The following is a 26768-nucleotide window of genomic DNA, read 5'->3' on the forward strand; positions in this document are numbered from 1 at the left end:
ACACTCTCTTACTGAGAGAATAATGTTCTCATGAACATTAGCATGATCCTCGAGATGGCGGCCTCGGCCGGAAACCGGCCGGTGATCACCGTCGACGGCCGATCTCTCACGGCGGCGCAGCTGCTACGGCTGGCGCGCCGCGCGGCCGCGGACTTCGCCGACAGTTCGGCGGTGCTGTATCTGGGCGCGAACCACCTGGCCTATCCGGTGGCGCTGTTCGGCGCGGTCCTGGCCGCGGTGCCGTTCGTGCCGCTGAACTATCGACTCGGCGAACACCAGCTGTCGGCACTGCTGGCACGGCATCCGGGTGCGCGGGTGCTGCGCCCCGAGGATCTGGACGCCCTGGTGGAAATCGATGCGGCACAGCCCGATCCGGAACCGCAGCCGGCACCGTGGGACGGTGAGGCGGTGGCCGCGATCATCTACACCAGCGGCACCACCTCCGAACCCAAGGCGGCGCTGCTGCGGCACCGGCATCTGATGGCCTACCTGCTGAACACGATGGAATTCGGCGCGGCCGCGGAATCCGACGCCGCCCTGGTGTCGGTGCCGCCCTACCACATCGCCGGCCTCACCAACCTGCTGTCCAATCTCTACAGCGGCCGCCGGGTGGTGTATCTGCCCGCGTTCGACCCGCAGCGATGGCTGGACACTGTTCGGGCCGAACGGATCACGCACGCCATGCTGGTGCCGACCATGCTGGCCCGCATCGTCACCGCGGCCGACAATGCCGCCGCGGACACACCGACACTGGCGAGCCTGGCCTACGGCGGTTCGCGGATGCCGCGACCGGTACTGGAGCGGGCGCTGGCGATGTTCCCCGGCACCGGCTTCGTCAATGCCTACGGCCTCACCGAAACCGCCTCCTCGGTGGCGGTGCTCGGCCCGGAGGATCACCGCGCCGCGCAGGCCGCGACCGATCCCGCGATCCGCGAGCGGCTGGGCTCCGTCGGCCGGGCGCTGCCCGGCGTCGAATTCGACATCCGCAGCGCCGCGGGAGAATCGCTGCCCATCGGGCAGACCGGCCTCGTGTTCGTGCGCGGCGAGCAGATCTCGGGGGAATACGGTGCGCGCACCGCGCTCGACGCGAACGGCTGGTTCGGCACCCGCGATCTGGGCAGGCTGGACGGCGACGGCTATCTGTTCATCGAGGGCCGCGCCGACGACACGATCATTCGCGGCGGGGAGAACATCGCGCCGGCCGAAATCGAGGACGTGCTCCTGACCCATCCCGGGATCAGCGAGGCCGCGGTGATCGGGGTGGCCGACCCGGAATGGGGGCAGCGGCTGATCGCGGTCGTGGTGGGGGCCGGTGATCCCGAAGAGATCAAGCGGTGGGTGCGCGAGCGGATGCGGTCCTCGAAGACGCCCGACGCGATCGTGTTCCGCGCCGAACTGCCCAAGACCGAAACCGGAAAACTGTTGCGCCGCAACCTCGTCGCCGAATTGGAGAGCTCCCATGCCTGAAGCCGTCATCGTGTCCGCCGTGCGGACCCCCATCGGCACCGCGCGCAAGGGCACGCTGCGTGATACCAACGCCTTCGACCTCGCCCACCACGTGGTCGCGGCGGTCGCGCGCGATATCGACCCGGGCCGGGTGGACGACGTCGTCCTCGGCGAAGGCCGCTACGGCGGCGGGGTGCTGGCTCGCCACGCGGCGGTCACGGCGGGGCTCACCACGGTGCCGGGTCTGGCCGCCAACCGGCACTGCGCGGCGGGAATGGCCGCGGTGCAGAGCGCGGCGGCCGGAATCCGCGCGGGGATGGACGAACTCGTCATCGCGGGTGGTGTGAATTCCGATTCGACCGGGCCGCGGGTGCGGTTCCGGGTCGGTGCCGACGAATGGATCGACCCGTGGGTCTCGCCGTCGCATCCGAACCGCCCGGACGCGCCGAATCTGGACATGTCGATCACCGTCGGCTGGAATACCGCCGTCAAGGCCGGAATTTCGCGCGCGGAGATGGACGCCTGGGCCTTGCGTTCGCACCGCAACGCGATCGCGGCCATCGACGAGGGCCGGTTCAAGGAGGAGATCGTCCCGATCGAAACGCCGCACGGCGAATTCTGCGTCGACGAACATCCGCGCCGCGATACCAGCCTGGAACGCCTCGCGGGACTGAAGGTGCTGCATCCGGAGATCGAGGGGTTCTCCGTCACCGCGGGTAACGCCTCCGGATCCAACGACGGCGCCGCCGCGCTGGCGATCGCCTCGGATCGGCTGGGCCTGCCGGTGCTGGGTGTCATCCGCTCGTGGGCGTCGGTGGGAGTGGACCCGGCCGACACCGGCCTGGCGCCGATCGAGGCGATCACCAAAGCGGTTGCGCGGGCGGGTATCTCACTGTCGGAGGTGAAGCTGATCGAAATCAACGAGGCCTTCGCCTCGGTTCCGCTGGCCGCGGTCAAGGCGCTGGACCTGGATCCCGAGCGGGTGAACTACAGCGGCAGCGGCTGCTCGCTGGGGCATCCCGTGGCCGCCACCGGCGCGCGCATGATCGTCACCCTGGTCCACGAATTGCGCCGTCGCGGTGGCGGATTCGGTATCGCGGCGCTGTGCGCCGGTGGCGGGATGGGATCGGCGACCGTGGTCGAGGTGCCCGCCCCGTGACCACCGCCGGGCGGGAGGCCAAGCGGCTGCTCACCGCCGCCCGGGACGGTTCCCTGCGAGCCACCGGGCGGCTGCTGAGCATGGTCGAGAACGGCAGCCGCGACGAGGTTCTCGCGCTGCTCGGCTCGGTCGCCACGCCTCGGGTCCTGGGCGTCACCGGGCCGCCGGGCGCCGGGAAGTCGACCACGGTGGCGGCACTGGTCGGCACGTACCGGGCGCAGGGGGTACGAGTGGCCGTCCTGGCGGTGGATCCGTCCTCGCCCTACAGCGGCGGCGCCCTGCTCGGTGACCGCATCCGGATGTCGGCCCACGTCGGTGACCCCGGTGTGCTGATCCGCTCGGTGGCCACCCGTGGGCATATCGGCGGCCTGGCCGCCGTGGTGCCGGCCGCGATCCGGCTGCTCACCGACCTCGGCTACGACCGGATCGTGGTCGAGACGGTCGGGGTCGGGCAATCGGAGATCGAGGTCGCCGCGGTCGCCGATCCGACCGTGGTCATCCTGAATCCCGGTGCGGGAGATGCGATTCAAGCCGCCAAGGCGGGGCTGCTGGAGGTCGCCGACATCCTCGTGGTGAACAAGGCCGACCGGCCCGGCGCCGACCGGACGGTGCGGGAACTGCGCGGTGAATCGTCGGCCCCCATCCTCACCCTCGTCGCCGAGAACGGCACCGGAATACCCGAACTGGCCCGGGCCATCGACGCGCACCAGCGCGGCGACGACCCGGAACGCCGCATCGCCCGCGCCCGCGTGCAGATCCTGTCGCTGGTGCACACCCGAGTGCGAGCCCACCCGGATCTGGACCGCCTCGCCGCGGACGTCGCCGCAGGGACGGTGGATGCCTATACCGCCGCGGAACGGCTGGTGCCACGCTCCGCCGCCGTTCCGGCGCCGGCCATCCGGTGGTGAGCGCGCGGGGGGTGGTCGCTCACCACTCGGGATCGCGGCGGTAGATCGCGCGATACTCCCGGGCGAAGCCGCGCCGCCCGAGCACCCGCCAGGCCAGGCGGGCCGCCGGCGGCATCTCCGCGAGAAGTTTGCGCCGCTGGGATTCGGACGCCGTGTGCATCATGAAGCCGAGAAAGACCAGTTGGCGGTTCCTCGGCATCTGCGCGCGGCCGCGCTCGCCGAGAGCCCGCCACTCCGCGACGGTCATGACCTCCTCGACGACGGCCAGGACCTGGCGTTCCTCTTCGGCCAGGTGTTCGTCCAGGGCGGCGGCGAGCGTCCGCAGGGTTTCGGCGAGCCGATCACGCACCGAAGCCGATGCGGCCGTCGCGAATTCGTCCGCGTCACGCCGCGCGCGCCGAACCAGCTCCGCGATGCGCTCGTGCTGTTCCTCCATGCGCAGTATCGCGCCGGCATGCATCGGGGCGCGTTCGAGCAGCAGCGGCCACATCAGCTCGTCCTCGCCGGTGTGATGCTCGTGCAGTCCGGTGCACAACTCGTCCAGGAACGCCGCGAGCTGCCGGGCGCGCTCGACCTCGCCCGCATCGACCCGGGCGACGAGGCCGGGAAGCGCGCGGAAGTGACTGCGAAAGGCGTTGTGCACAACGAGCATGTCGAAGGTATCGGGGCGGGTGGGCGCAGCGGCGGTGGACATGGCGGCTCCTGTCGGTGTCGAGAACTGCGACGAGGGTGACGCCGGCCGCTTGCAGCCGACTCGAGACGCACTTGGCGGCCGCCGTCCTAGACTTTGCGCATCATGGTTCGGATTCGGGTCCTCGGAGCGCTGACCGCGTCGGACGAGCACGGTGAACTCGATCTCGGCGGTCCGCGGCAGCGCGGCGTACTGGCCCGGCTGCTGGTCGCCCGGGGCGAGGTGGTGCCGGTCGACCGATTGATCGACGACCTGTGGCGGGGCGAGCCGCCGCCGCGGGCGTTGGGCTCGCTGCAGGCCTACGTATCCAATCTGCGGCGGCTGCTGGAGCCGGAACGAGCGCCGCGCGCACCGGCAGCGGTTCTGATCAGCCGCGCCCCCGGATACGCGCTGCGGCTCGGCACCGAGGCGGTCGATGCCTGGTTGTTCGGCGCGGAGCTGGATCTGGCCGCGCGACAGACGGATCCACAGCGGCGGCGCCGCGCCCTCGAGCAGGCGCTGGCACGCTGGCAGGGCCCTGCGTACGGAGCCTATGCGCAGGAGGCCTGGGCGACCGCGGAGGCGGCGCGGCTCGAGGAATTGCGGCTCAGTGCGCGCGAACAGCTGGCGGCGGCGCTGCTCGATCAGGACGAACCCGCGCTGGCGGCGGCCGAAGCCGAAGTCCTGACCCGCGAACACCCGTTGCGTGAGGAGGCCTGGCGGCTCACCGCGCTGGCGCGCTATCGGGCCGGGCGCCAAGCGGACGCACTCGCCGCACTGCGGCAGGCGCGCGAGATCCTCGCCGACGAACTCGGCATCGATCCGGGTCCCGCGCTGACGCGATTGGAAGCCGACATTCTCGCGCAGCGAATCCCGGTGCAGGAGAGAGTGATCGCGGAGTCGTTCCCGCCGCGCGACCCGGCCCCGGCGTCCACGGCGACCGTCCTGTTCGGCCGCGACGCCGAACTCGCCGCGCTGCATGCGGCCGCCCGAGGCGACGGACCACGGACGGCGACCGTGGCGGGTGAGGCGGGCAGCGGGAAAACCGCTCTGCTGCACCGTCTTCGCGACGACGTGCGCGACACGGGATATCGCGTGGTGATCGGTCGCTGCCCGGAGGACGAGGCCGCCCCGTCGGCGTGGCCGTGGGTCGAGATCCTGCGGACCCTGGCCGGTGAGCACCATCCCGGGGAACTGGCGCCCGCACTCGCGCCGCTGCTCACCGACGGCGCGGGGCCTGATCGGGCCGACCGCGCGCACGGCCGTTTCCTGCTGCACCGGGCGGTGATCGACTATCTCACCACTGTGGCGCACGCGCGGCCGCTGGCGATCCTGCTCGACGACGCCCATCGGTGTGATGCCGAGACCGCGGCGCTGCTCGCCGCGGTGGCCACCCGGGCGCCGGTCTTCATGGTGATCGGCTACCGGCCGGACGAGGTGCCGCCCGCGCTGGCCGATGCGCTGGCGAGCTCGGCGACCACTGTCCAGGCGCGAATCCGGTTGCGCGGCCTCGGGGCCGCCGACAGTGCCCGGCTCGTCGGCACTCTGATCGGAGGCGTACCCGCGGCTCCGGTGGTGGCGACATTGCACGATCGCACCGGCGGCAATCCCTTCTACCTCATCGAGATCGCGCGCCTGTTGCAGAGCGAGGGTGAGCTGGTCGCCGCGTCCGAGGTCCCCGACGGTGTGCGAGATGTGCTGCGCCGCAGGCTGTCCCGGCTTCCCGAGACGGCCGTGTCCGTACTGCGCCTGGCCGCGGTGATCGGCCGCGAGTTCGACCTCGCGGTTCTGGTGCGGGCCGCGGAGGTGGGGGAGGAGGAGGTGCTGGACGCGGTCGAGGCCGGAGTGGTCGCCGGGCTCCTGCACGAACCCGCCAGTGGGCGAGCGCGTTTCGCCCATGTCCTGGTGCGGGACACGTTGCTGGGGGATCTGTCGCGGATCCGCCGCGACCGCTGGCATCGCCGCATCGGCGCCGCGGTCGAGGAGCTCGACCCGACCGATCTCACCGCCCTCGCCTACCACTACGGGGAATCGGTGACACCGCAGACCGCGCGGCGAGCCGCCGACTACGCGGTGGCCGCGGCGCAGCGGGCCGAGCGGCGCTTCGCCCACGACGTCGCCGCCGCCGGATACGAACGCGCGGCCCGCGCGCTCGAACGCCATCCCGGCGGCGATACCGTCGACGAGCGGGTGGCATTGCTGTGCCGAGCCGGACGCAGTCACCTCGTCTGCGGCGCCGGCCTCGCCGCGCGCGCCGCCCGCGACCGCGCCGCGACGCTGGCCGAGGACGCCGATCGGCCCGACCTGCTGGTGCGGGCGTTCACCGCCTGGGAGGCCCCGACGCCCTGGATGAACCGGCGCTACGGTGTCGTCGACCACGCCGTGGTCGCCCGCCTCGAGACCGCGCTGCGGTATCCCGGTCTGGCAGCCGCCGACCGGTGCCGGCTGTCGGTCGCGCTGGTCGAGGAGATCGGTGGCGCCGAACTCGACCGGGCGCGCCGGGTGGCCGCTGACGCCGAGGCTCTCGCCCGCGACCTCCGCGACGACACACTGCTCGCACCGGTGCTGCAGGCCCGGGCTTCGCTCTACGACAGTCCGGATCGCGGTGCGCTCGGCGCGGAACTGATCGAGATCGGGCAGCGCAACGATCACCATGCCTACCTGCTGCTGGGTCACACCGTCGCGCTGCAGGCCGCCGCCTTCGCCGGCGATCTCGTGGCGGCCCGCGCACATCTCGCGGCGGCCACCGTGCCGGCCGACCGATATCAGTGGCGGCAAGCCCAGGCGGCGAACGCGATGGCCCGGGGACTGCTGGCACTGGTGGGCGGCGACGCCGACGACGCCGAGCGGCGCTACGTGGAGGCCGCCGAATTGCTCGCCCGCACGGGCATTTTCAATGCCGGCACCCTCCCGCTCATGGCGCTGTTCACGGTCCGCCTGTATCAGGGCCGGGCCGGGGAACTGGCCGAGACGATCGAGGAATTCATCCGCAGCGCCTCGGCGGACACCGCGGACGCGACCGTCGACTTCCACGCGCTCGTCCTGCTCGCCGCCGGTGACCGGGCGGCGGCGGCCCGCGTCCGAAGCCGCGCGCGACCGGTTCCCGAAGACCTGTTCCGCTCGCTGTTCCTCACCCTGCGCGGCATGGTGATCGCGGCGCTCGGCACGGCGGAGGAGGCCGCCGCCATCTACCGGGACCTGCTGCGGTATCGCGATCGTCTCGGTGGCGCCGACACCGGGTCGTTCACCGTCGGCCCGGTCGATCTCGTGCTGGGAGACCTGGCGGCGCGGTGCGGCGATCCGGATCTCGCCGGCGGACACCACCGTGCGGCCCTGCGCATCGCCGAGGGCTGCGCGAACCAGGGGTGGATCGACGCCGCTCGCGTGCGTCTCGACCACTGATCGGTCACTGGTCGCTCACAAGCCGGATCCGGATCGTCGGTACCCGACCGCCTTCCTACCCGAGGAGCTCCCGTGCCCGACACCCGCCGTATCGCCACCGACCTGCGCCTGAAGACCGTGACCAGCCTGCACCGCACACTGCTCGACGTCACCGGTGGCCGCATCGGTACCCGCTTCAAGAACATGCCCACGCTGACCCTGACCACCGCCGGCCGACGCAGCGGACGGCCGCACACCGTGGTGCTCACGGTCCCGATCGTGGACGGCGACCGCTATCTGGTCGTGGCGTCGCGGGGCGGAGACGCCGTCTCGCCCGCCTGGTACCACAACCTGTGCGCCGAACCCCGCGTCGAGGTGTCCTTCCGGCACGGGCCCGCACGTCTCATGACCGCGCGCGTACTCACCCCGGCCGAACGCGAGGCGCGGTGGCCGCAGGTGGTGCGGGCCTATCCGGGCTATGCGGACTATCAGAAGCGCACGGCCCGGCGGATTCCGCTGATCGAGTTGTCGCCGCGCGGCGAGTGAGCACCCCGTATGACGCGCACCGGATGTGCTGTGCGGCAGTGTATTCGGGCTACGGGAAGCGCACCATGGCTTCCTGCGCGAAGGAGGCGACCAGTGCACCGTTCTCGGTGAACACGTCCCCCCGGCCGAAGCAGCGGCCCTGCGCCATCACCGGGCTGTCCTGGCGCAGCAACAGCCACTCGTCGGTGCGCAACGGCCGGTGGAACCAGAGGGTGTGGCTGGTGACCGCCGAGCGGAACGCGGTGCCGTTGCCGCGCTGGCACACCCCCTCGAGCGGGCGCAGCGCGGTGCCGATCAGCGTGAGGTCGGTGGCGTAACCGGTCAACGCCGGCGCGAGCGTGACGTCGGCGGCCGGTGTTCGCATCCACAACTCGAATTCCGGTGCGGCCGAACCGGTGTCGTCGAGATCGACGTTCGTCCGTGTCTCCCACGGGATGATGTCGAAGCCGGCCTTGTGCTCGGCCGAGAGCAGCGGTCCGATCGGCGCGGTCGCCTGCTGCTCGGGGCCGTCGTCGGCGGCGTGCAGTGAAATCGCCGCGCTGGCAACGATTCCCGAGGCCTGCTCGGCCAGCACGGTGACCGAGGCGAAGGTCCGCCCCTGATGCTGGACCTGGACGCGGTATCGCAGCGTCTCGTCCGGTTTACCCTCGCGAGGAAACAGCGCGTGCAGCGATTTGACGGACTTGTCCGGACAGGTCAGTTGCGCGGCGCGGACGAATTGCGCCAGCAACTGGCCGCCGAAGATCCGGTAGTACCCCAGGCTCTGGTTGGGGCCGGAGAACACCGCGGTATCGCGGTCGTCGCCGGCCGGAACCGAACGCAGGTCGAGACAAGTGAGAAGGTCGCTCCACAGATCGGGCATGAGTCCGAGTGTAAGCGACCTTCCCTATTATGAGAATTGAATTCTCAGTCTTGAGCAAAGCCGTGAGCGCAGAAGTTCCAGACTTCCTCGGCGGTGATCGGGTGGGTGGTCTCCTCGTCGGTGCCGCCGGTGGACTGCGCGGTGAACATCACCGTCTGCATGACCATCGCCGCGGTCCGGCGCGCATTGAGTTCCTTGCGCAATCGGCCCTGCTCCTGGGCCTTCTCCATCAACTCCGTGATCAGGCCCAGCAGCGGCGCATGCGCCACCTTCACCTGCGCGGGATGCGAAACCAGCAGCTGCGGAGCGAAATCCGTGAACAGCGGCCGCTGCGCGGTCGGATCCGGACGGCTCAGTTCGAACAGCAGCTCGATGGTCACCCGCAGCTGGTCGATCGGATCGTCCTGCCCGTCGGCGGCCGCCCGGAGCTGGTCCGCGGTGCGGCTGAGCGCATCCTCGAACAAGGCCAGCAGTAGTTCGTGTTTACCGTCGAACTGCAGGTAGAAGCTGCGCAGCGATTGTTTGGAGCGGTCCACCACTTCCTGCACGGTGAAATCGGTGGTGCCCTTTTCGGTGATGATGGCCTGGGCCGCGTCGAGGAAGCGCTGTACTCGCTGTTCGGCACGCAATTTCGCGGTCCGGATCGAGCGCTCGACGGCGCGTTGCTTCCAGGCGGGCTCTTCGCTGGGGCTGCTCACGGTCGGCTCGGTCCTTGGTTATGTGTGCAGAACATGAATGCACTGTACCGGAGAATGTCATGTTCCCGGCCACTGAGGGCGCGTGTTCGGGAACGGCACGAGAGACTGTTACTTTCTGTTGTGGAGAATGCTATTCTCGCGTCGGTAGGCAGTCTAGTGGCCAGAGAGGCGGTCCGGGATGCTTTTGGAGTTCGACTCCGAACAAAGACTCTGGCGTGACACCGTGCGCGAGGCGGTCGGCAAACAGTGTCCGGCGTCGCTGATCCGCGAGATCGCCGACAAGGGCGGCGACCCGATGCCGTTGTGGCGCACCTACATCGAGCTGGGCTGGACCGAATTGACCGGCGACGCGGCCGCTGTCGAGCTGGCGATCGTCCTCGAGGAACTGGGCCGGGCGACCGATCCCACGCCGTATCTGGCCACGATGACCCAATTCGCCCCGCTGGCAACGGAATTCACCGATGCCGCGGTGGCCGGCACGGCCGTGTACGACGGAGTCGACGCGGTCCTCGACGCCGACGGCTGGGTGCTCGGCGGCACCGCCCACCACGTCCTCGACGGCGACCGCGCCGAACGGTTCGCGGTGGTGACCCCGGCGGGTGTGTTCGTGGTGCCGGCGGCCGAGGTGCAGGTGCGCCGCAGCGCGGTCTTCGATCCGGTGCTGCACATCGCCGAGGTGCGCTTCGACGGCGTGCGCGCCGGACACGATCGGCGCAGCACCGTGGATGTGGCGCGGGCGCGCCAATTCGCCGCCACCGGGATGGCTCTGACCGTCGTCGGCGCCTGCCAGCGGATTCTGGACCTGGTGCTGGACCATGTGCGCGCCCGCCATCAGTTCGGCGTGCCGATCGGCTCGCTGCAGGCGGTCAAACACAAGGCCGCCGATATGCACGTGGCGATCGAGCGGGCCCGGGCGCTGGTCTATTTCGCGGCGCTGACCATCGCCGAGGACGACCCGCGCCGGGCGCTGGCGGCCTCGATGGCGAAGGCCGGCGCGGGGGAGTGTCAGAACGTGGTGTTCCGCAACGGATTACAGCTGTTCGGAGCCATGGGTTTCACCTGGGAGAACGACCTGCAGTTCGCGCTCAAACGAGCCCAGGCCGGCGAGCTGATGCTCGGCGGTGCGGCCGAACACCGGGCGCTGATCGCCGAGGAGTGCCGTGCAACTGAGATTTGACGACGACGTCGAGGAGTTCCGGGCCGAATTCGTGGCCTTCCTCGACGCCCATCTGCCCGATGCGGCCACCGCGAGCCGGCGGCGGTCGCATTCCAGTGCCGACGTCCCCGAATGGGCACGTGACTGGCAGCGGCTGCAGTTCGATCACGGCTGGCTGCTGCCCGGCAATCCGCCCGAATTCGGCGGGCGCAATGCCACCATCCTGCAGCAGTACGTGCATCTGCAGGAGTTGTCGAACCGGCGCATTTATCACAGCTTCAATCCGCAGGGCGTCGGAATCGTCGCCGCCTCGCTGCTGTCGTTCGGCACCGAGGAGCAGAAAACCCGGTGGGCGAGACGGATTCTGCGCGCGGAGATCACCGCCGCGCTCGGCATGAGCGAACCCGGCGCGGGATCGGATCTGGCCGGTCTGCGCACCCGGGCCGTGCGCGACGGTGACGAATTCGTCGTCGACGGGCAGAAGGTGTGGACCTCCGGCGCCCACGACGCCGATGTGCTGCTGACCTTCGTGCGCACCGACCCGGACGCGCCGAAACACAAGGGGATCAGCGTGCTGCTGATTCCCACCGACACCCCCGGCGTGACGCGACGACCGTTCGCCTCGGTCTGCGGTCCGCACGATCTGGATTTCAACGAGGTGTTCTTCGAAGGTGCGCGGGTGCCGGCGCAGAATCTGGTCGGCCCGCTGCACGGGGGGTGGGGCGTCGCGAACGGTTCACTCGGACACGAACGCACACTGCTGTGGTTGTCCTACGCGGACCGGCTCGCGGAACTGGCCGCCGATTTCGCCCCGGAGACGGCGCTCGATCGTGATCACTACGCCACATTGATCATGGACAGCTACGCCCTGCGGCTGCTCGGCTCGGCGGCGCTGGCCCGCGCCGCGCGCGGCGAACAGGATGTGGCGGCGCTGTCGGTGCTGAAGGTCTTCGGCTCCGAGGCGGTGCAGACCGCCTCCGGACATGCCCTGCGCGCGCAGGGAGCCCGCGGCCTGATCCATCCGGCGCGGACCACGCCGTTCAACCCGCTGAATCTGGATGCCTTCGGCGCCAGCTGGTTCGAGCGCTACACCCGCAGTTTCGCCGGGACGATCGCCGGCGGCACATCCGAAATCCAGCGCAACATCATCGCCGAGCGCGTGCTCGGCCTGCCCCGAGGCTGAGGAGTCGTCGTGTACATCACCTACGAGGCCGCCGACAGGATCGCGACCATCACCCTGAACCGGCCGGAGGCGGCCAACGCGCAGAACGGCGAACTGCTCGACGAACTCGACGCCGCCTGGACCCGCGCCGCCACCGACGACGAGGTGTCGGTGATCGTATTGCGCGCCAACGGGAAACACTTCTCCGCCGGACACGATCTGAAGGACCGGTCCTGGCCGGACGCGTCGACGATCACCCTCGACCGCATCTACGCCATCGAGTCGCGGCGCTATCTGGAGTACTCGCTGCGCTGGCGCAACACCCCGAAACCGTCGATCGCCGCGGTCCAGGGCCGCTGTATCGCCGGTGGGCTGCTGCTGTGCTGGCCGTGCGATCTGATCGTCGCCGCCGAGGACGCGCAGTTCTCCGACCCGGTGGTGCTGATGGGCATCGGCGGGGTCGAATATCACGGGCACACCTGGGAATTGGGTCCGCGCAAGGCCAAGGAGATCCTGTTCACCGGGCGCCCGATCACCGCCCGGGAGGCCGAACAGGTCGGCATGGTCAATACCGTCGTCCCGCGCGACGAACTGGACGCGCAGACCCGGACATTGGCCGAACGCATCGCCGCGATGCCGCCGTTCGGTCTGCGCCAGGCCAAGCGCGCGGTCAATCAGACCCTCGATGTGCAGGGCTTCTACGCGGCCATCCAGTCGGTGTTCGACGTGCACCAGACCGGGCACGGCAATGCGCTCAGCGTCAACGGTTATCCGATTCTGGTGAACCTGGACGAGATGAAACAGAAGATCGAGTGAAGGGCATATCCATGCGCAACAAGATGATTCGCGGTGCGGCGGGTCTGTGCGGCATCGCGGTGATCGCGGCGGCGACCGTCACCGGCTGTAGCGACGACAAGTCCGACAACGCCACCCCCACCACGACGGCCGCCGCGGCGACCACCGCCGCCGCGCCCGCCGCGGGATCGTCGGCGGCCGACCCGGCGACCACCAAGGCGGTCACCGACGCCTACGTGCTGTTCTTCGACGCCAAACAGCCGGCCGACAAACGCGCCGCCGCCGTGGAGAAGGGCGACGTCTTCGCGCCTGTGCTGGCCGCCCAGGCCGGCAACCCGCAGGCGCAGGGCACCTCCGCGACGGTCTCGAAGGTCACCACCGTCGACGCCGATCACGCCGACGTGACCTACACGCTGCTGATGGGCGGCAATCCGGTGCTGCCGGATCAGGCCGGGCAGGCCGTGCAGGAGAACGGGCAGTGGAAGGTCGCCGCCACCACCTTCTGCGCTCTGCTGAAGTTGCAGGGCGGCACCGCGCCCGCCTGCTGATCGGTCGCTCCCGGCCCCCTGATCGACCCGCAGCGGCAGGGGGCACGCCGCCCCGGCCCGCGCGGCTGGCACACTGCAAGGGTCCCGCCGATCACCGCGGGGCGATGCGAGCGCCGGCCGAACGCCGGCGTGCCAGGTGCGCCCGGTCGGCGTCGGTTCGCCGTCCGGCGGGAGAGTGAGAACCGAATATGGACGACCACGCGGTGGCCGCCGAGCTCGCACGGGAAGCCGGTGAGCTCCTGCTCGAGATTCGTGACCAGGGCGGTGCGGTCGGAGACCGGCGTTCGGATGAACTGCTGCTGAAGCGGCTGGCGGAGCTGCGGCCCGACGACGCGGTCCTCTCCGAGGAGAGCACCGACGATCCGATTCGCCTCTCCCGCAGCCGGGTCTGGATCGTCGACCCACTCGACGGCACGCGCGAATACGGGCAGCCCCCGCGGGCGGATTGGGCCGTGCACGTGGCGCTGGCGGTGGACGGCCGCGCCGAAATCGGTGCCGTCGCGCTTCCGGTGCCCGGGCTGGTGCTGGAAACCGGTGCGCCGCCGGTACTTCCGCCCGCCCACGACGGCCCGCCGCGCATCGTCGTCTCCCGCAGCCGCCCACCGGCCTGCGTGCACCACCTCACCGCCGCACTCGGCGCCGACACCATCCCCATGGGTTCGGCCGGCGCCAAAGCGATGGCGGTCGTCCGCGGCGAAGCCGACATCTACGCCCACTCCGGCGGCCAGTACGAATGGGACTCCTGCGCACCCGTCGCGGTGGCCGCCGCCGCGGGCCTGCACACCTCGCGCCTGGACGGCTCACCGCTGATCTACAACCAGCCCGACCCCTACCTCCCGGATCTGCTCATCTGCCGGCCGGAGCTGGCGGACGAAGTCCTGGAAGCCTTGCGAGACTTCGGCATCTGAGTAGCGACGGCCTTCGGCGCCGCGGTCCGTCCGCCGGCGCCGGAGCCGCCTGCCCGGATGCTCGCGGTCATTCGCCCGTGCGCATCCGGGCCAGGTTCCAGCTGTTCCAGGTCTCGTCGCCGCGTCCGTGGGTGAGCCGCTGCCGCAGGTCGAGGCGGATCGGTGCCGGGAGACGGTCGAGGACGGGGACGATATCGGCCGACAGCCCGGACAGATAGTCGACATCGAGTTCTTCACCGCGCTGCCAGCGGTCGATGTTCTCCGACGCGACCAGCGCCTCGGGATTCGCGACGGCGAGTACCAGCAGCGCGGCCACCGCGGTCGCGAGGGTGGTGCGCGGCAGCCACGCCGTTTCCAGGCGCAGGACCGCGACGATCACCAGCAGGTAGACGACGCCGAGCCAGAGTTCACAGGTTCCGACCAGCAGACGCAGCACCGTGAATCCGTATGCCTGCTGATAGGTCCACATGCGACCGAGCGCGGAGGCGATGATCACCAGGGTGAGCCCGCTGATCGTGCAGAGCAGCCCGCGCAGCCGGATACGGTCGGTCGCCGAATCCCTGGTGGCCCGGTGCAGTACGGGCAGGATGACGGCGAGTGTGAGCAGGGTGACCGCGGCCAGTTGCCAGAATCCGCTGCGCGCGTAGTCGGCGTAGGTCAGACCGGCGGTGCGCTGCACATAGTCGTCGCCACCGAACAGGGCTACCAGCTGCGCGCCGAGGAACGACGCGAACAACACCGTCAGCGCCCCGACCGGCAGCGCCCACTCCAGTCGTGCCAGTGTGCGTTTCGCGGGTCGGCTCCGTGCGTCGGCAGGAGCGAGGGGACCGGCGAGCAGGTACAACGCGCTCAGGGTTGCCGTAGCGGCGAGCAGGAACAGCACGATCCATCGAGTGGTGGTGGCGGCGTCCATCCGCGGCACCAGTCCGGTGACGATGGCGGCGAAAGTAGCGTCGGCGCCGGCGAGCAGCGGCACGAACACCGCCAGGATCACCACCGTGGCAACCACGGACGCACCGAGCCGCCAGTGCCGTGCACCGGCGCTGCCCCGCCGCCTGCCCTGCGCCGCGTACACCCAGGCGAGTGCGCCGGCCGAGGCCAGCGGGACCGCGATCGCGTCGTGCAGCACTCCGCGCGCCGACGGCCGCCCGACCACTGCCAGCGACCCGCACACGGCCGCCGCGATCAGGCAGAGGATGAACAGCCACCCTGCGGCCCGGAAGGTGCCCACCGCGAGCAATGCGAGTGCGGCGGCCGCCCACCAGCGGCCGGGCCGGATCCGGCGTTCAGGGGGTGTTTCCGACCGGTTCGTGGCGCGCCGATGGACGGTGCCGACCGCGACCGCGGTGGCGGAACCCGCGAGCAGGCAGCCGATTCCGGGCCGATCCAGGGACACGGTGGCCGCCGCGACCAGACCGGCCACCCCCGCGGCGGGCAGCACGCCCGCCGGGTAGACGACCCGTCGCCGGCGCGGCGGAACGGGCGGCGCGGACCCGGGGCCGTCCAGGTCCGGCGGGGTTTCGCGTCGCTCCGGTTCCGAGTAGGCGCCGGAAGGTACCGGATGATCGTGGGCGGCGGAGTCCACCGGCTCCGGTGTCCGCGTGCGGTCGGGGGTGGGTTCTTCGGGCACAGCTGGTCCCTCCTGAGGGTGTGCGGTATCGGCCCGGGACCGAATCGGTCTGCCGGGCTGTGAGATTCGGGCTGTCAGTGGTGGTGCGGCGCGGTGGCCGGGAGGATCACGCGGATCCGTGAGCCGGGGTCGGCGACCGCGATGGAGCCGTGGTGCAGGTCGACCACCCAGCGGGCGATGGCGAGGCCGAGCCCGGTGCCGCCGTCGTCGGTGCTGCCGCCGCGGGTGAAGCGGTCGAAGATGCGCTCGCGTTGCGCGGGAGGAATACCGGGTCCGTCGTCCTCGACGTCGATGACGAGGTGCTCGCCCGCGGTGTGGGCGAGGAGGCGGACTTCGCCGCCGGCGGGGCCGTGCCGGGCGGCGTTGTCCAGCAGGTTCAGCAATACCTGGTGCAGGCGGGCGCGGTCGGCGTACACGGTGGCGGTGGCGGGATCGATCTCGCTGCGGAAGTGGATACCGCGCCCGAGGGCCGCGGTCATGACCTCCGCCTCGGCGGTCACCGTCGCGAAAGTCGGTGCGATATCGAATTGTTCGCGGTCGAGCGGGATCGCTCCGGCCTCGATGCTGGACAGATCGAGTAGCTCGGAGACGAGCCGGCCGAGCCGTTCGGTCTGTGCCAGTGCGGTTTCCAGCGTTTTCGGGTCGGGCTCGGATACGCCGTCCACCAGGTTCTCCAGGACGGCGTGCAAGGCGGTGATGGGGGTGCGCAACTCGTGCGAGACATTGGCGATCAGTTCGCGGCGCTGCCGGTCGGCGGCGGCGAGGTCGGTCGCCATCCGATTGAACGCGTCGGCCAGTTGCCCCACCTCGTCGCGGGAGGACGCGCGCACCCGGCTGGTGTAGTCGCCGTGTGCCATGCGTTGCGCCGCGGCGGTCATCTCCCGCAGCGGCGTGGTGATGCCGTGCGCCAGGAATTGGGACGACACCAGGGCGATGAGCATCGCGGTCAGTGTGGTCATCGGCGGCAGCCAGCCGATCCGGTGACTGAACCAGGCGAAGGCGAGCCCGCCCGAGAAGGTCATCAGGACGGCCAGTTTGAGTTTGATGGATCGGATGCGATCCAGCGGCCGCGGTAGCCGATCCGACAGCTGCGTTACCAGTCTCGAGGTCCGGAGATCGGCACGGTCATCGGGGTCGAGGCCGGCCCGCGCGCTCATCGGGTCTCCAGGGCATAGCCGACGCCGTGGACGGTGCGGATCAGGTCGGCGCCGAGTTTGCGTCGCAACGCCTTGACATGACTGTCGACGGCCCGGGTACCGGCCGCATCCGCCCAGTCCCAGACCTCTTCGAGGAGCCGCTCCCGGGCGAGTACCGCGCGGGGACGCCGGGCGAGGCGGGCCAGCAGATCGAATTCCAGCGGCGTGAGCTGGGCTTCGACCCCGCCGCGCCAGACCCTGCGCTGATCGCTGTCGATGCGCAGATCGCCGACCACGGTGACCGCCCCGCGCTGATCACCTGCGCGCTCGACCCGCCGCAGCAGCGCATGCACGCGCGCGGTCAGCACCCGCAGCGAGAACGGTTTGGTCAGATAGTCGTCCGCGCCCACACCGAGACCGATCAGCTGGTCGGTCTCGTCGGTCCGCGCGGTGAGCATCAGCACCGGTATCGAGCGCTCGGACTGGATCCGCCGGCACACCTCCAGCCCGTCGTAGCCGGGCAGCATGACGTCGAGGACCACCAGGTCCGGTTCGAACGTCGTCGCGGCCGCCACCGCCGCCGGTCCGTCCGGGGCCGTGGCGACCGTGAACCCTTCGGCCCGCAGCCGCGCCGCAACCGATTCCGCGATCGTGGATTCGTCGTCCACGACCAGGATCCGCCGCGCCGGCGTGCCCTCCACCAGTGGGTTCTGTTCCATGCTCCGGGAGCCTAGCGATCTCGTGTGGAGAGAACCGGTATCAGTTGTGGAGATTCTGTGTGGTCGGTCGCGGTATCAGTCGCGGCGGCGCAGATACTCCAGTAACTCGTTGTGCAGCAATCCGTTCGACGCGACTGCACCTCCGCTGAGAGGGCTGGGGGTGCCGTCGAAGCCGGTGAAGGTGCCGCCGGCCTCGGTGACGATGACCGCGTTGGCGGCCATATCGCCCGGGGACAGGCGGGGATCGGCGCAGCTGTCGATCGCGCCCTCGGCGAGCATCATGTAGGACCAGAATTCGCCGTAGGCGCGGGTGCGCCAGACGTCGCGGGACAGGGCGAGGAAGCTGTTCAACCGGCCGTCCTCTTCCCAGGCGGTGACGGTGGAGTAGGCGAAGGAGGCGTCCGTCAGGTTCGAGACGCCGGAGACCCGCAGGCGGGAGGCCGAGGTCAGGCTGCGACCGGTGAAGGCGCCGTGGTCCTTCGCGGCCCACCAGCGGCGGGCGAGGGCGGGCGCGGAGACGACGCCGACGATGGGGCGATATCCACCCGCGGACACCTCGAGCAGGGAGATCTGCGTGGCCCACACCGGGACTCCGCGCACATAGTTCTCGAGTCCGGTGATGGCGTCGACCACCCAGCAGCGCGGACCGCCGCCCTGCAGTCCGTCGCCCGCACCGAGGACCGCGTCGCGCGGGCGGGACCGGCGCAGCTGGCCGCGGACGAGTTTCTCCACGGCGTTCTCGCCGTGGGTCACCGCGGCCAGATCCGGTCTCGCCCGGACTGCACGATCGAGGCCCTTGAACCGGTCCAGATTCACCGCGTCGGCGGAATCGGCGAGGACATGGGCGAAACGGAGATCGTCGTCGAGGTGGTCGTGCACCACTGCAAGCTATCCGCCGCCGATGAACACTGCCACCGCCTCGCGTCGACCGATGCTGAACCAGGCGTGCAAACCTCGGGGCATCGGCCGCAGCCATCTCACAGCTGCGCGAGCCGAGGTGCGGTGCCGCGCGTGCGCACCCAGGCGCCCGCTTCGCGCGTCAGTTCCGCTGCGCTGCCGAGCAATCCGTCGAGGACGAGGGCGCGGCGGGCGTGCCGATGGAAGTCGTGTTCGGCGGTGAACCCGATGCCGCCCAGGACCTGCTGGCAGTGCCGTGCGGTCAGGCGGGCGGCGTGGCCGGCGGCGGCTTTGGCCAGGAGCGCGCCGAGATCGGTGTGGGCCGTCGCCAGCGTCGCCTCGGCGCCCTCGATGGCTACCAGTGTCTCGGCCAGCCGGTGCCGGACCGCCTGATGAGCGGCCAGGGGCCGGCCGAACTGGATACGGTCGAGGGCGTGGCGGCGGGCCAGGTTCAGCATCGCGCGGCTGGTCCCCACCAGCCACCACGCGAGGGCGCGACGGCCCTCGGTCAACGGGAGCGTCTCTCCCGCGGGGGCTCGGCGCACAGGGAGTTCCGGGTCGAGCGCCGGTACCGCGGAAACCGGTTGTGCGGCAACGGTTCGTTCCCACACCACCCAGCGGCCCCCGGCGAAGGGGAGCGCGACGGTACCGGGAAGCGCACGGCCCGCAGCGTGGGCGACCACATCGTTGAGGACGGGCGCGTGGGCGCCGGTCTCGCCGAGCAGGCGGAATACCAGAGGAATCGCCACCTCCGGCGATTCGGTCAGCAGATCGAGCCAGCCGAAGTCGAGCAACGCGCGATCGAGCGCGTCACCGGTGCAGCCGGTCATGGTGGAGCGCAGGGTCTCGGTCAGCAGCGTGATCTCATCGGCGTCCATGATCGAATCCTTCCGCTCATTCCCGGCCGAGGTCGAGCAGGCGGCGAGCGATGATATTGCGCTGGATCTCGGCCGTTCCGCCGTAGATCGTGGCCGCGCGCGAATACAGGTATTCGGTACGCCATTGCTCGTCATCGAATTCGATGGCGCCGGGCAGCATGTCGCGCGCGGTATCGAACAGCTGTTGTTCGGCGGTGGCCAGCAGCACCTTGTCGATCGAGGTCTCCGGTCCGAGGCGCTGTCCGTCCGCCAGCCGCCGCTGGGTGGCGTGCGATCGGCAGCGCACGGTGTGCAGGGCGAGGTAGGCCGCTCCCAGGGCGGCGTCGTCGCGCAGGTCGGTGTCGGCGATCAGGGCGTCCACACGGGTGAACAGGTAGGCGATGCGGTGCCAGAAGCAGGTGGACCGCTCGTGCGGCAGCAGATCCATCGCCACCCGCCATCCGTCCCCGGGCCGGCCCAGCATGCGATCGCCGGGAACCACCACGTCGTCGAAGTACACTTCGGCGAATTCGTCGACGCCGTGCATGGTTCGCAACGGCCGCACCGTGATTCCCGGGGAGTCCATGTCCACGAAGAAGGCGCTGATGCCGTCGTGCCCCGGCGCGGTGCGGGTCAGCAACACGCAGCGGGCGGCGTACTGCGCCAGGCTGGTCCATACCTTCTGCCCGCTGATCACCCAGTTCTCGCCGCCGGCAACGGCTTTGGTGCTGAGTGAGGCGAGATCGCTGCCCGACCCGGGTTCGGAGAATCCCTGGCACCACTGTTCGCGCCCGGACAGCAGCGCCGGCACCATCCGCGCGGCGAGTTCGGGCCGGGCGTAGGAGATCATCGTGGGCGCGAGCACTTCCACCATCGAATAGATCCCCGGTTCCGCCAGCCCGCGGGTCGCGACCTCCTCACCGAGCACGGCCCGCAACGCCGCCGGTCCGCCGAGCCCACCGACGTGTTCGGGCCAGCCGTAGCGCATCCACCCGGCCTCGAACAGAGCGTGGCGCACCCGGGCCAGCTGAGCGACCTGCCCGCTGAGGGAATTGTCCGGGCCGGGAGACAGATCGGTGGTATCGAGCCAGCGCCGCAGGTTCGCGCGGAAGCCGTCGATATCCGTTGTCCCGGCGCGTGTTTCGCCTGCGGCGTGCTCGGTGTGCGAGTCCATCAGACCGCGGGCCGGTCGAACGCGTGCGGAATCCCGGAATCGTGGTCGCCGCTGCGCCGGATGAACGTCATCGCCCGCGTGCGCAATCGCCATCCGTCCCGGGTGCGGGCGTAGGTGTCGGTGTAGTACCCGATGCGCATGTCATGGGTGCTGTGTTCGACGAAGCACAGCGGTTGGGTGCCGGTGGCGCTGTCGCCGTCGATGTCGAGAACCGGTGTGCCGGTGAGGAACAGCCCCTTCGGCGCGGCCGCCACCAGCTCGGGGAACACGTCGAGGGTGTAGGTGTCGCCGAAGGCGCGGTAGGTCCCGTCGGGGGTGAACACCGCCAGCAGCCCCTCGATATCGCCCTTCGTGATGGTGACCGCGTAGCGCGCCAGCAGCTGCTGGATATCGAGCAGATCGTCATTTCTGGACATACACTTTTCCGCCTTTCATCACGAATCGCACGTCCTGGGTCACGGTGATGTCGGCGACGGGATTGCCCGGCACACCGATGATGTCGGCGAGCAGGCCGGGGGCCACCCGGCCGCGGTCGTCGGCGTCGATGAGTTCGGCGGCGTCGACCGTGCCCGCCCGCAACACGTCGATCGGTTTCAGTCCGCGTTCGACCAGCGCCACCAGTTCGTCGGCGTTGCGGCCGTGCGGGATGGCGGGCGCATCGGTGCCGACCGCGATGCGCACCCCGGCGTCGTAGGCGGCCTTGACCGACAGGCGCGCCTTCGGGAACATTTCCGCGGCCTTGGCCTGCAGCGCCGGATCGGCCTTGGAGACGTCCATGGCGTCGGCCAGGCGGGTGGTGGGCACCAGCCACGTGCGGGCGGCGACCATCTGCGCGATGGTTTCGTCATCGATCAGGAAACCGTGTTCGATGCAGTCGATTCCGGCGGCGATGGCGTGGCGCACTGCCTCCGCGCCATGGGTGTGTGCGGCGACCTTGAGTCCGCGCCGATGCGCCTCGTCGACGATCGCGCGCAGTTCCTCGTCCGAATAATGTTGTGCGCCAGGGGCTCCGGTGAGCGACATGACGCCACCCGATACGCAGATCTTGATCAGCTGGGCGCCGTACTTGATCTGGTAGCGCACCGCCCTGCGCACCTCGTCGACACCGTTGGCGATGCCCTCCTCGATGCTGAGGTGCAAGACGTCGGGCATGAACGCGGAGAACATGGTCGGATCCAGATGACCGCCGGTGGGCGTGATGGCGTGCCCGGCCGGCACGATCCGCGGACCGTCCACCCATCCCTTGTCGATCGCCTTGCCCAGCGCCACATCCAGCAGATAGCCACCGGTTTTGACGAACAGGCCCAGATTGCGTACGGTGGTGAACCCCGCGCGCAGCGTACGGCGGGCGTTGCCCACCGCGCGCAGCACCCGCGTAGCCGGATCGTCGGTGACGCTGGAGGCCAGCCCGGTTTCCCCGCGCCCGCCCATGAGCAGGTTGACTTCCATATCCATCAGGCCGGGCAGGAGCACCAGATCGCCGAGATCGAGGACCTCGCCCTCGGGTTCGCCGCCCACGCCGACGATGCGGTCGTCTGCCACGCGGACCACACCGGGCCGGATGATCTCCCCGGAGTCGATGTCGAGGACTCCGGCGGCCTTCAGCGTCAGCATCGGCCTACACCACCGTCTCGCGCACGAGATCCAGATAGGCCGCGCCCGAATCGGGCACCCGGGGCTGCTTCCACACCTCGACCGGAAACGACACCATGATCAGCGACTGCATCAGATGTGTCAGATACCGTGCGTCGTCGGGCATGTCGTCGAGCGGGAACTGATCCAGATAGTCGAGCGCCTCCTCGAGCCGGGGAAATGCGGCGTCGTAGAACGCTTGCATCTGCGCCATATCGGAGGCGAGCCGCTTGCGATAGCGTTCGGGCTCGGTATCGATGATCCAGTCGGAGAACTTCTCCAGTTCGGTGAATTCCCCGGGCAGTTTCTTCGTCTCAGACGTCGGCATCGCGGTACTCCTGAACTTTGCGCTGCGCGACATGATGCAGATGCCGCAGCAGGACTTCCTGGTCGTTGAGCGGGAATTCCTTGACGACACCGGTTTCCAGCATCGTCTGGGTGGCCTCCAAGGTGTTGGCGTCCTGCAACGCGTATTCCTTGAACGTCACGCCCGCCAATTCCTGGCGCAGCCGTTCGCGGGCGTTCTCGGGAGGTACGAAATACAGATTCGCCTCGAAGATGTGCGTGCGCACCGAGGTCGGCCACCAGTTGTAGGTGAGGAACCAGCCCGGCGCCCAGACCAGGATCGCGAAATTGGGAAATACATCGAATTCGTCCACGCCCCAGGCGCGATGGCCGGACGGATTGATACCGGCGGGCATGGGATCCAGCCCCTCGATATCGGGCCGGTCCCACGGTCCGAACAGGCCCGAGCGCAGCACCCGCTCGATCGGCTTGACCATGCCGAGGTCCTTCGGCGGTGCCATACCGCCCCACGAGGACACCATCGAATGCGGAGTGTCGATCTGATAGTGCAGTGCCTCGAAGCCGACGTCGGCCAGTTTGTCGGCCTCGTCCTTCACCGCTTGTTTCATATGCAGGATCGGCGCGTGGTAGAACTCGGCGAACGCGTCGATGAACAACTTCCAGTTGCTGCCCACCTCGGCCTTGTAGCTGTAGACCTCGGTGAATTCGTGGAAGGGAAATCCCTCCAGTCCCTTCACCATCGGGCCGAGATAATCCTGCAGCGGCGGGGCCTCGGGATCGACATTGACGAAGATGAAACCCTCCCACACTTCGCAGCGCACATCGGCGAGGCCGTAGTCGGCCTTGTCCATGCCGAAGAATTCCTTCTCCTGCTGGACGAAGGTGCAGGTGCCGTCGAGGTTGTAGCGCCAGGCGTGGTACTTGCAGGTGAACTGCCGGCAGGTGCCGGAGGTCTCCTCGTTCGGGAAGTCGTCCCACACGAGTTTGTTGCCGCGGTGGCGGCAGATGTTGTGGAAGGCGCGGATCACGTCGTCGGTGCCGCGCACGATGATCAGCGAGGTGCCGATGCAGGCCAGTTCCTTGGTGAAGTAGCTGCCCTTACGCGGCAGCAGCACGTCGCGGCCGACGCACAACCAGCTCTTGCGGAAGATGGCGTTGCGCTCGTCCTCGTAGAACTGCGGGTCGATCGAATCGGTGTAGTCGACGGTGCCGGTCCCCAGTTCGGGATAGTGCTCGGTCCAGCTTCCGGCGGCTGGTTTGCTGAAGTGCGGCAAGGGATTACCTCTCGTGATCGGGCTGGATGCCGAAGGTGTTGAAGGCCATCGCGACCATGGCGTAGCCGCCGACGGTGAAGACCAGATCCATGCGCTGGCGTTCGTCGAGATAGTCGCTCAACGCGGCCCAGGTGGTGTCCGACAGCTGCGACTTCTCGTCGAGTTCGTCGACCGCCGCGAGCAGCAGCCGATCGAACTCGCCGGTGAGCCGACCGTCGCGTATCCCGTCGACATCGGCGTCGGACAGACCGGTCGAGTCGGCCATCGCGACATGGTGGGCCCATTCGTAGGCGCACTGGCGGCGGTGCGCGACGCGCAGGATCGCGATCTCGCGCACGCGTGGCGGCAAGGTGGATCGGAACAGCAGATAGACGCCGAAGCCGAGATACGCCTCGGCCAGGTCCGGATGCCTGGCCAGAGCCGACATCGCGGGTCCGGCGCCGTCGGGATTGCGCCGAGCACGTGGCAGCAGAGCGGCCAGGGCGCCGCGGGTCCGATCGTCCCATTGATCGGCCGGCAGGGGCGGCAGGCGCATCCTCTCCTCCTCTCATTCAGGAGAATGACATTCTCCTCAACCGACCAATAGATTTTCACGCCGGGGGCCGACTCGTCAATGTCCACCGGGAATAGATCGAAAGTGGCTGGTCGGAAGCGGTTCATGCGAGGTGCGTGGAGTGCCCACGGGTCGTGGCTGCCGGCGACGTCGCCCGTTCGGCGAGGCGGGAGAGTAGGGGTGCGGGGCGTCCCGGATGCAGAAGTAGAAGGTTGATTCTCCAAATATGAGAAGATAGTTTTCTAGGTGGATAGTCCAGGAAAGAGGAGTCGAGAGCATGGCAGCCCTGCGTCCCGGTGAACAGCTCGCCAGCACCGTCTGCGGCACCAAGGTGGTAGTGGTGCGCGCGCCCGCCGATGCGGATCCCGTAGTGACTTGCGGTGGAAGCCCTCTGGTTCCCGCCGCGAGCGCACCACCGGTCGCCCCCGCCGCGGGGGAACCGGTGACCCTGATCGGCAAGCGCTACGTCGACGCCGCCGACACCGTCGAATTGCTCTGCACCAGTTCGGGTTCCGGCGAACTGAGCTGCGACGGCGCCCCCATGACGATCAAGGCGGCCAAGGCGCTGCCCGCCTCGGACTGAGCGAGTGCGGTGACCGGAGAGCAGGAGTGCGCATGTCCGCCGGAATGACCTTCGAGCCGACCGAGGATCAGCAGGTGATCCGCTCGGCCGTGGCCGAACTGTGCCGCAGATTCGACGACCGCTACTGGATGCGGAAGGACCAGGACCACGAATTCCCCACGGAGTTCTACCAGGCGATCGCCGCCGGCGGCTGGCTCGGCATCACCATTCCCGAGGAGTACGGCGGCCACGGGCTGGGACTGACCGAGGCGACCATCCTCGCCGAGGAGGTCGCCCGTTCGGGTGGCGGAATGAACGCCGCCACAGCGATCCATCTGTCCATCTTCGGCATGCAGCCGGTGGTCAAATACGGCTCCGAGGAACTCAAGCGGCGGACGCTGCCGCGGGTGGCGGCCGGAGACCTGCACGTCTGCTTCGGTGTCACCGAACCGGGCGCGGGCCTGGACACCAGCCGGATCACGACCTTCGCCCGCCGCGACGGCGACCACTACACCGTCAACGGCCGCAAAGTGTGGATCTCCAAGGCGCTGGAATCGGAGAAGATCCTGCTGCTGACCCGGACCACCGGCTACGAAGAGGTGACGCGCAAAACCGACGGAATGACCCTGTTCCTCACCGATATCGACCGTGCGCACATCGATATCCGCCCGATCACCAAGATGGGCCGCAACGCGGTCTCCTCCAACGAGGTGTTCATCGACGATCTGCGGATTCCGGTCGCGGACCGAGTGGGCGAGGAGGGCGAGGGGTTTCGCTATCTGCTCGACGGGCTGAATCCGGAACGGATGCTCATCGCCGCCGAGGCACTCGGCATCGGGCGCGTCGCGCTGGACCGGGCGGTCAGATACGCCGGTGAGCGCGTGGTCTTCGGACGGCCGATCGGCATGAATCAGGGCATCCAGTTCCCGCTCGCCGACTCGCTGGCCCATCTGGACGCCGCGGAACTGGTGCTGCGGAAGGCGACCTGGCTCTACGACCACGGGAAACCCTGTGGCCGCGAGGCGAATACGGCCAAATATCTGTGTGCCGACGCCGGCTTCACCGCCGCCGACCGCGCCATGCAGACCCACGGCGGGATGGGATACGCCGAGGAATATCACGTGGCCCGCTACTTCCGCGAGGCGCGCGTCATGCGCATCGCTCCCGTCAGCCAGGAAATGATCTTGAACTACCTGGGTTCGCACACATTGGGATTGCCGAGGAGCTATTGATGCCGGCACGAGGACTTTTCGATCTGACCGGCCGCGCGGCCATGGTCACCGGCGCCGCGGGCGGCATCGGATCGGCGGTGGCGCAGGCGCTCGCGGCCGCGGGCGCAGCGGTATTGGTCGCCGATATCGATGCCGCCGCCGCGGCGGCGGTCGCCGACAAGATCGTCGGCGGCGGTGGGCGTGCGGCGAGTTGCGCGCTGGACGTATCCGACCGTGCCGCAGCCGATTCCGCGGCCGAGCAGGGCGCGACGCTGGCCGGCGGCACGCTGCACATCGTGGTCAACAACGCCGGTGTGACGGCGCCCGCGATGTTCGGCGCCACCACCGTGGATTCGATGCGCCGCCTCTACGACATCCATGCGCTGGGCACCTTCAACTGCGCGCAGGCGGCGCTGCCGTATCTGCCCACCGACGGCACCGGGCGCATCATCAATGTCACCTCCTCGGCCGGGCTGACCGGAACCCTGGGGCAGGTGAACTATTCGGCCGCCAAGGCCGCGATCGTGGGCATCACCAAATCGCTGGCCCGCGAGCTGGCCCGCAAGAACATCCTGGTG

27 protein-coding genes are annotated in these 26768 nt (G+C 69.4%); 13 read left to right on the top strand and 14 right to left on the bottom strand.

Annotated elements, in window-relative coordinates; all coding sequences use genetic code 11:
• The first annotated feature begins 30 nt into the window (after positions 1–30).
• Genes RJ03_RS32325 through RJ03_RS32335 form a run of 3 tightly spaced genes read left to right on the top strand, consistent with a single transcriptional unit; the run spans position 31 to position 3513 of the window.
• Positions 31–1467, top strand: a complete 1437-nt coding sequence (locus RJ03_RS32325; RefSeq protein ID WP_036510090.1) for a class I adenylate-forming enzyme family protein — start codon at positions 31–33, stop codon at positions 1465–1467.
• Complete coding sequence (locus RJ03_RS32330; RefSeq protein WP_036510094.1) at positions 1460–2605, top strand: thiolase family protein; 1146 nt, start codon at positions 1460–1462, stop codon at positions 2603–2605. The genes RJ03_RS32325 and RJ03_RS32330 overlap by 8 nt, the downstream gene beginning before the upstream one ends.
• Entirely contained in the window at positions 2602–3513 is a 912-nt protein-coding gene (locus tag RJ03_RS32335) for an ArgK/MeaB family GTPase (RefSeq protein ID WP_036510099.1), read from the top strand. The genes RJ03_RS32330 and RJ03_RS32335 overlap by 4 nt, the downstream gene beginning before the upstream one ends.
• A 19-nt stretch (positions 3514–3532) precedes the next feature.
• Here RJ03_RS32335 and RJ03_RS32340 read toward each other — a convergent pair whose 3' ends face one another.
• Positions 3533–4207 carry a hemerythrin domain-containing protein gene (locus RJ03_RS32340; RefSeq protein WP_036510102.1) on the bottom strand — a complete coding sequence of 225 codons (675 nt, stop codon included), beginning with the start codon at positions 4205–4207 and terminating at the stop codon, positions 3533–3535.
• A gap of 102 nt (positions 4208–4309) precedes the next feature.
• Here RJ03_RS32340 and RJ03_RS32345 point away from each other — a divergent pair, with 102 nt between their 5' ends.
• Both RJ03_RS32345 and RJ03_RS32350 read left to right on the top strand, forming a co-directional pair.
• Complete coding sequence (locus tag RJ03_RS32345) at positions 4310–7585, top strand: ATP-binding protein (protein WP_036510194.1); 3276 nt, start codon at positions 4310–4312, stop codon at positions 7583–7585.
• 72 nt (positions 7586–7657) lie between these two features.
• The gene (locus RJ03_RS32350) at positions 7658–8110 is read left to right on the top strand and encodes a nitroreductase/quinone reductase family protein (RefSeq protein ID WP_306304692.1); all 453 of its coding nucleotides are present in this window, start codon (positions 7658–7660) and stop codon (positions 8108–8110) included.
• A 49-nt stretch (positions 8111–8159) separates the two neighbouring features.
• On the opposite strand, the gene RJ03_RS32355 is transcribed toward RJ03_RS32350, so the two are convergent.
• Together RJ03_RS32355 and RJ03_RS32360 are read right to left on the bottom strand one after the other, a co-directional pair.
• Complete coding sequence (locus RJ03_RS32355; RefSeq protein ID WP_036510106.1) at positions 8160–8972, bottom strand: acyl-CoA thioesterase; 813 nt, start codon at positions 8970–8972, stop codon at positions 8160–8162.
• A gap of 44 nt (positions 8973–9016) precedes the next feature.
• Complete coding sequence (locus RJ03_RS32360; RefSeq protein WP_036510110.1) at positions 9017–9670, bottom strand: TetR/AcrR family transcriptional regulator; 654 nt, start codon at positions 9668–9670, stop codon at positions 9017–9019.
• A gap of 178 nt (positions 9671–9848) precedes the next feature.
• Between RJ03_RS32360 and RJ03_RS32365 the strand changes: the two genes are divergently transcribed.
• From RJ03_RS32365 to RJ03_RS32385, 5 genes are all read left to right on the top strand, one after another.
• Positions 9849–10847: an acyl-CoA dehydrogenase family protein gene (locus tag RJ03_RS32365; protein WP_036510201.1), complete on the top strand. Its 999-nt coding sequence runs from the start codon at positions 9849–9851 to the stop codon at positions 10845–10847.
• The gene (locus RJ03_RS32370; RefSeq protein ID WP_036510114.1) at positions 10831–12009 is read left to right on the top strand and encodes an acyl-CoA dehydrogenase family protein; all 1179 of its coding nucleotides are present in this window, start codon (positions 10831–10833) and stop codon (positions 12007–12009) included. The genes RJ03_RS32365 and RJ03_RS32370 overlap by 17 nt, the downstream gene beginning before the upstream one ends.
• 9 nt (positions 12010–12018) lie before the next feature.
• Positions 12019–12804 carry an enoyl-CoA hydratase gene (locus tag RJ03_RS32375; RefSeq protein ID WP_036510117.1) on the top strand — a complete coding sequence of 262 codons (786 nt, stop codon included), beginning with the start codon at positions 12019–12021 and terminating at the stop codon, positions 12802–12804.
• Positions 12801–13331, top strand: a complete 531-nt coding sequence (locus RJ03_RS32380) for an MTB12 C-terminal domain-containing protein (RefSeq protein WP_245552456.1) — start codon at positions 12801–12803, stop codon at positions 13329–13331. Before RJ03_RS32375 ends, RJ03_RS32380 begins: the two co-directional genes overlap by 4 nt.
• Positions 13332–13519: 188 nt before the next feature.
• Positions 13520–14239 (top strand): 3'(2'),5'-bisphosphate nucleotidase CysQ, encoded by a 720-nt coding sequence (locus tag RJ03_RS32385; RefSeq protein WP_030516349.1) that lies wholly within the window; start codon positions 13520–13522, stop codon positions 14237–14239.
• 67 nt (positions 14240–14306) lie between these two features.
• On the opposite strand, the gene RJ03_RS32390 is transcribed toward RJ03_RS32385, so the two are convergent.
• The 11 genes from RJ03_RS32390 to RJ03_RS32440 all read right to left on the bottom strand — a co-directional run bounded on the left by RJ03_RS32390 (position 14307) and on the right by RJ03_RS32440 (position 24399).
• On the bottom strand, positions 14307–15869 hold the full coding sequence (locus RJ03_RS32390) for a DUF4153 domain-containing protein (protein ID WP_245552457.1): 1563 nt from the start codon (positions 15867–15869) through the stop codon (positions 14307–14309).
• Between the two features lie 74 nt (positions 15870–15943).
• Positions 15944–17026, bottom strand: coding sequence for a sensor histidine kinase (locus tag RJ03_RS32395; RefSeq protein ID WP_083871501.1), 1083 nt, complete (start codon positions 17024–17026; stop codon positions 15944–15946).
• Positions 17023–17724: a response regulator gene (locus RJ03_RS32400; RefSeq protein ID WP_051025568.1), complete on the bottom strand. Its 702-nt coding sequence runs from the start codon at positions 17722–17724 to the stop codon at positions 17023–17025. The genes RJ03_RS32395 and RJ03_RS32400 overlap by 4 nt, the downstream gene beginning before the upstream one ends.
• Positions 17725–17799: 75 nt before the next feature.
• Positions 17800–18603, bottom strand: a complete 804-nt coding sequence (locus tag RJ03_RS32405) for an inositol monophosphatase family protein (protein WP_036510218.1) — start codon at positions 18601–18603, stop codon at positions 17800–17802.
• A 98-nt stretch (positions 18604–18701) separates the two neighbouring features.
• Positions 18702–19499 carry an acyl-CoA dehydrogenase family protein gene (locus RJ03_RS32410; RefSeq protein ID WP_036510120.1) on the bottom strand — a complete coding sequence of 266 codons (798 nt, stop codon included), beginning with the start codon at positions 19497–19499 and terminating at the stop codon, positions 18702–18704.
• Between the two features lie 16 nt (positions 19500–19515).
• A complete protein-coding gene (locus tag RJ03_RS32415) occupies positions 19516–20652 on the bottom strand; it encodes an acyl-CoA dehydrogenase family protein (protein WP_051025569.1) in 1137 nt (378 codons plus the stop codon).
• On the bottom strand, positions 20652–21068 hold the full coding sequence (locus RJ03_RS32420) for a nuclear transport factor 2 family protein (protein WP_036510123.1): 417 nt from the start codon (positions 21066–21068) through the stop codon (positions 20652–20654). Before RJ03_RS32420 ends, RJ03_RS32415 begins: the two co-directional genes overlap by 1 nt.
• On the bottom strand, positions 21055–22266 hold the full coding sequence (locus RJ03_RS32425; RefSeq protein ID WP_036510126.1) for a metal-dependent hydrolase family protein: 1212 nt from the start codon (positions 22264–22266) through the stop codon (positions 21055–21057). The genes RJ03_RS32420 and RJ03_RS32425 overlap by 14 nt, the downstream gene beginning before the upstream one ends.
• Positions 22267–22270: 4 nt before the next feature.
• Positions 22271–22612 carry a hypothetical protein gene (locus RJ03_RS32430; protein ID WP_036510129.1) on the bottom strand — a complete coding sequence of 114 codons (342 nt, stop codon included), beginning with the start codon at positions 22610–22612 and terminating at the stop codon, positions 22271–22273.
• Entirely contained in the window at positions 22599–23864 is a 1266-nt protein-coding gene (locus tag RJ03_RS32435; protein WP_036510135.1) for an aromatic ring-hydroxylating oxygenase subunit alpha, read from the bottom strand. Before RJ03_RS32435 ends, RJ03_RS32430 begins: the two co-directional genes overlap by 14 nt.
• Positions 23865–23868: 4 nt before the next feature.
• Positions 23869–24399, bottom strand: a complete 531-nt coding sequence (locus RJ03_RS32440) for a carboxymuconolactone decarboxylase family protein (RefSeq protein ID WP_036510139.1) — start codon at positions 24397–24399, stop codon at positions 23869–23871.
• 295 nt (positions 24400–24694) lie between these two features.
• Between RJ03_RS32440 and RJ03_RS32445 the strand changes: the two genes are divergently transcribed.
• From RJ03_RS32445 to RJ03_RS32455, 3 genes are all read left to right on the top strand, one after another.
• Positions 24695–25000: a hypothetical protein gene (locus RJ03_RS32445; RefSeq protein ID WP_036510142.1), complete on the top strand. Its 306-nt coding sequence runs from the start codon at positions 24695–24697 to the stop codon at positions 24998–25000.
• A 32-nt stretch (positions 25001–25032) separates the two neighbouring features.
• Positions 25033–26211 (top strand): acyl-CoA dehydrogenase family protein, encoded by a 1179-nt coding sequence (locus tag RJ03_RS32450; protein WP_036510146.1) that lies wholly within the window; start codon positions 25033–25035, stop codon positions 26209–26211.
• Positions 26211–26768 (top strand): SDR family NAD(P)-dependent oxidoreductase (locus RJ03_RS32455; protein WP_036510149.1); only part of this gene is annotated, 558 nt, incomplete at its 3' end. The genes RJ03_RS32450 and RJ03_RS32455, both read left to right, overlap by 1 nt.

This window comes from Nocardia aobensis NBRC 100429, from assembly GCF_000308375.1.
Classification (GTDB): Bacteria; Actinomycetota; Actinomycetes; order Mycobacteriales; family Mycobacteriaceae; genus Nocardia; species Nocardia aobensis.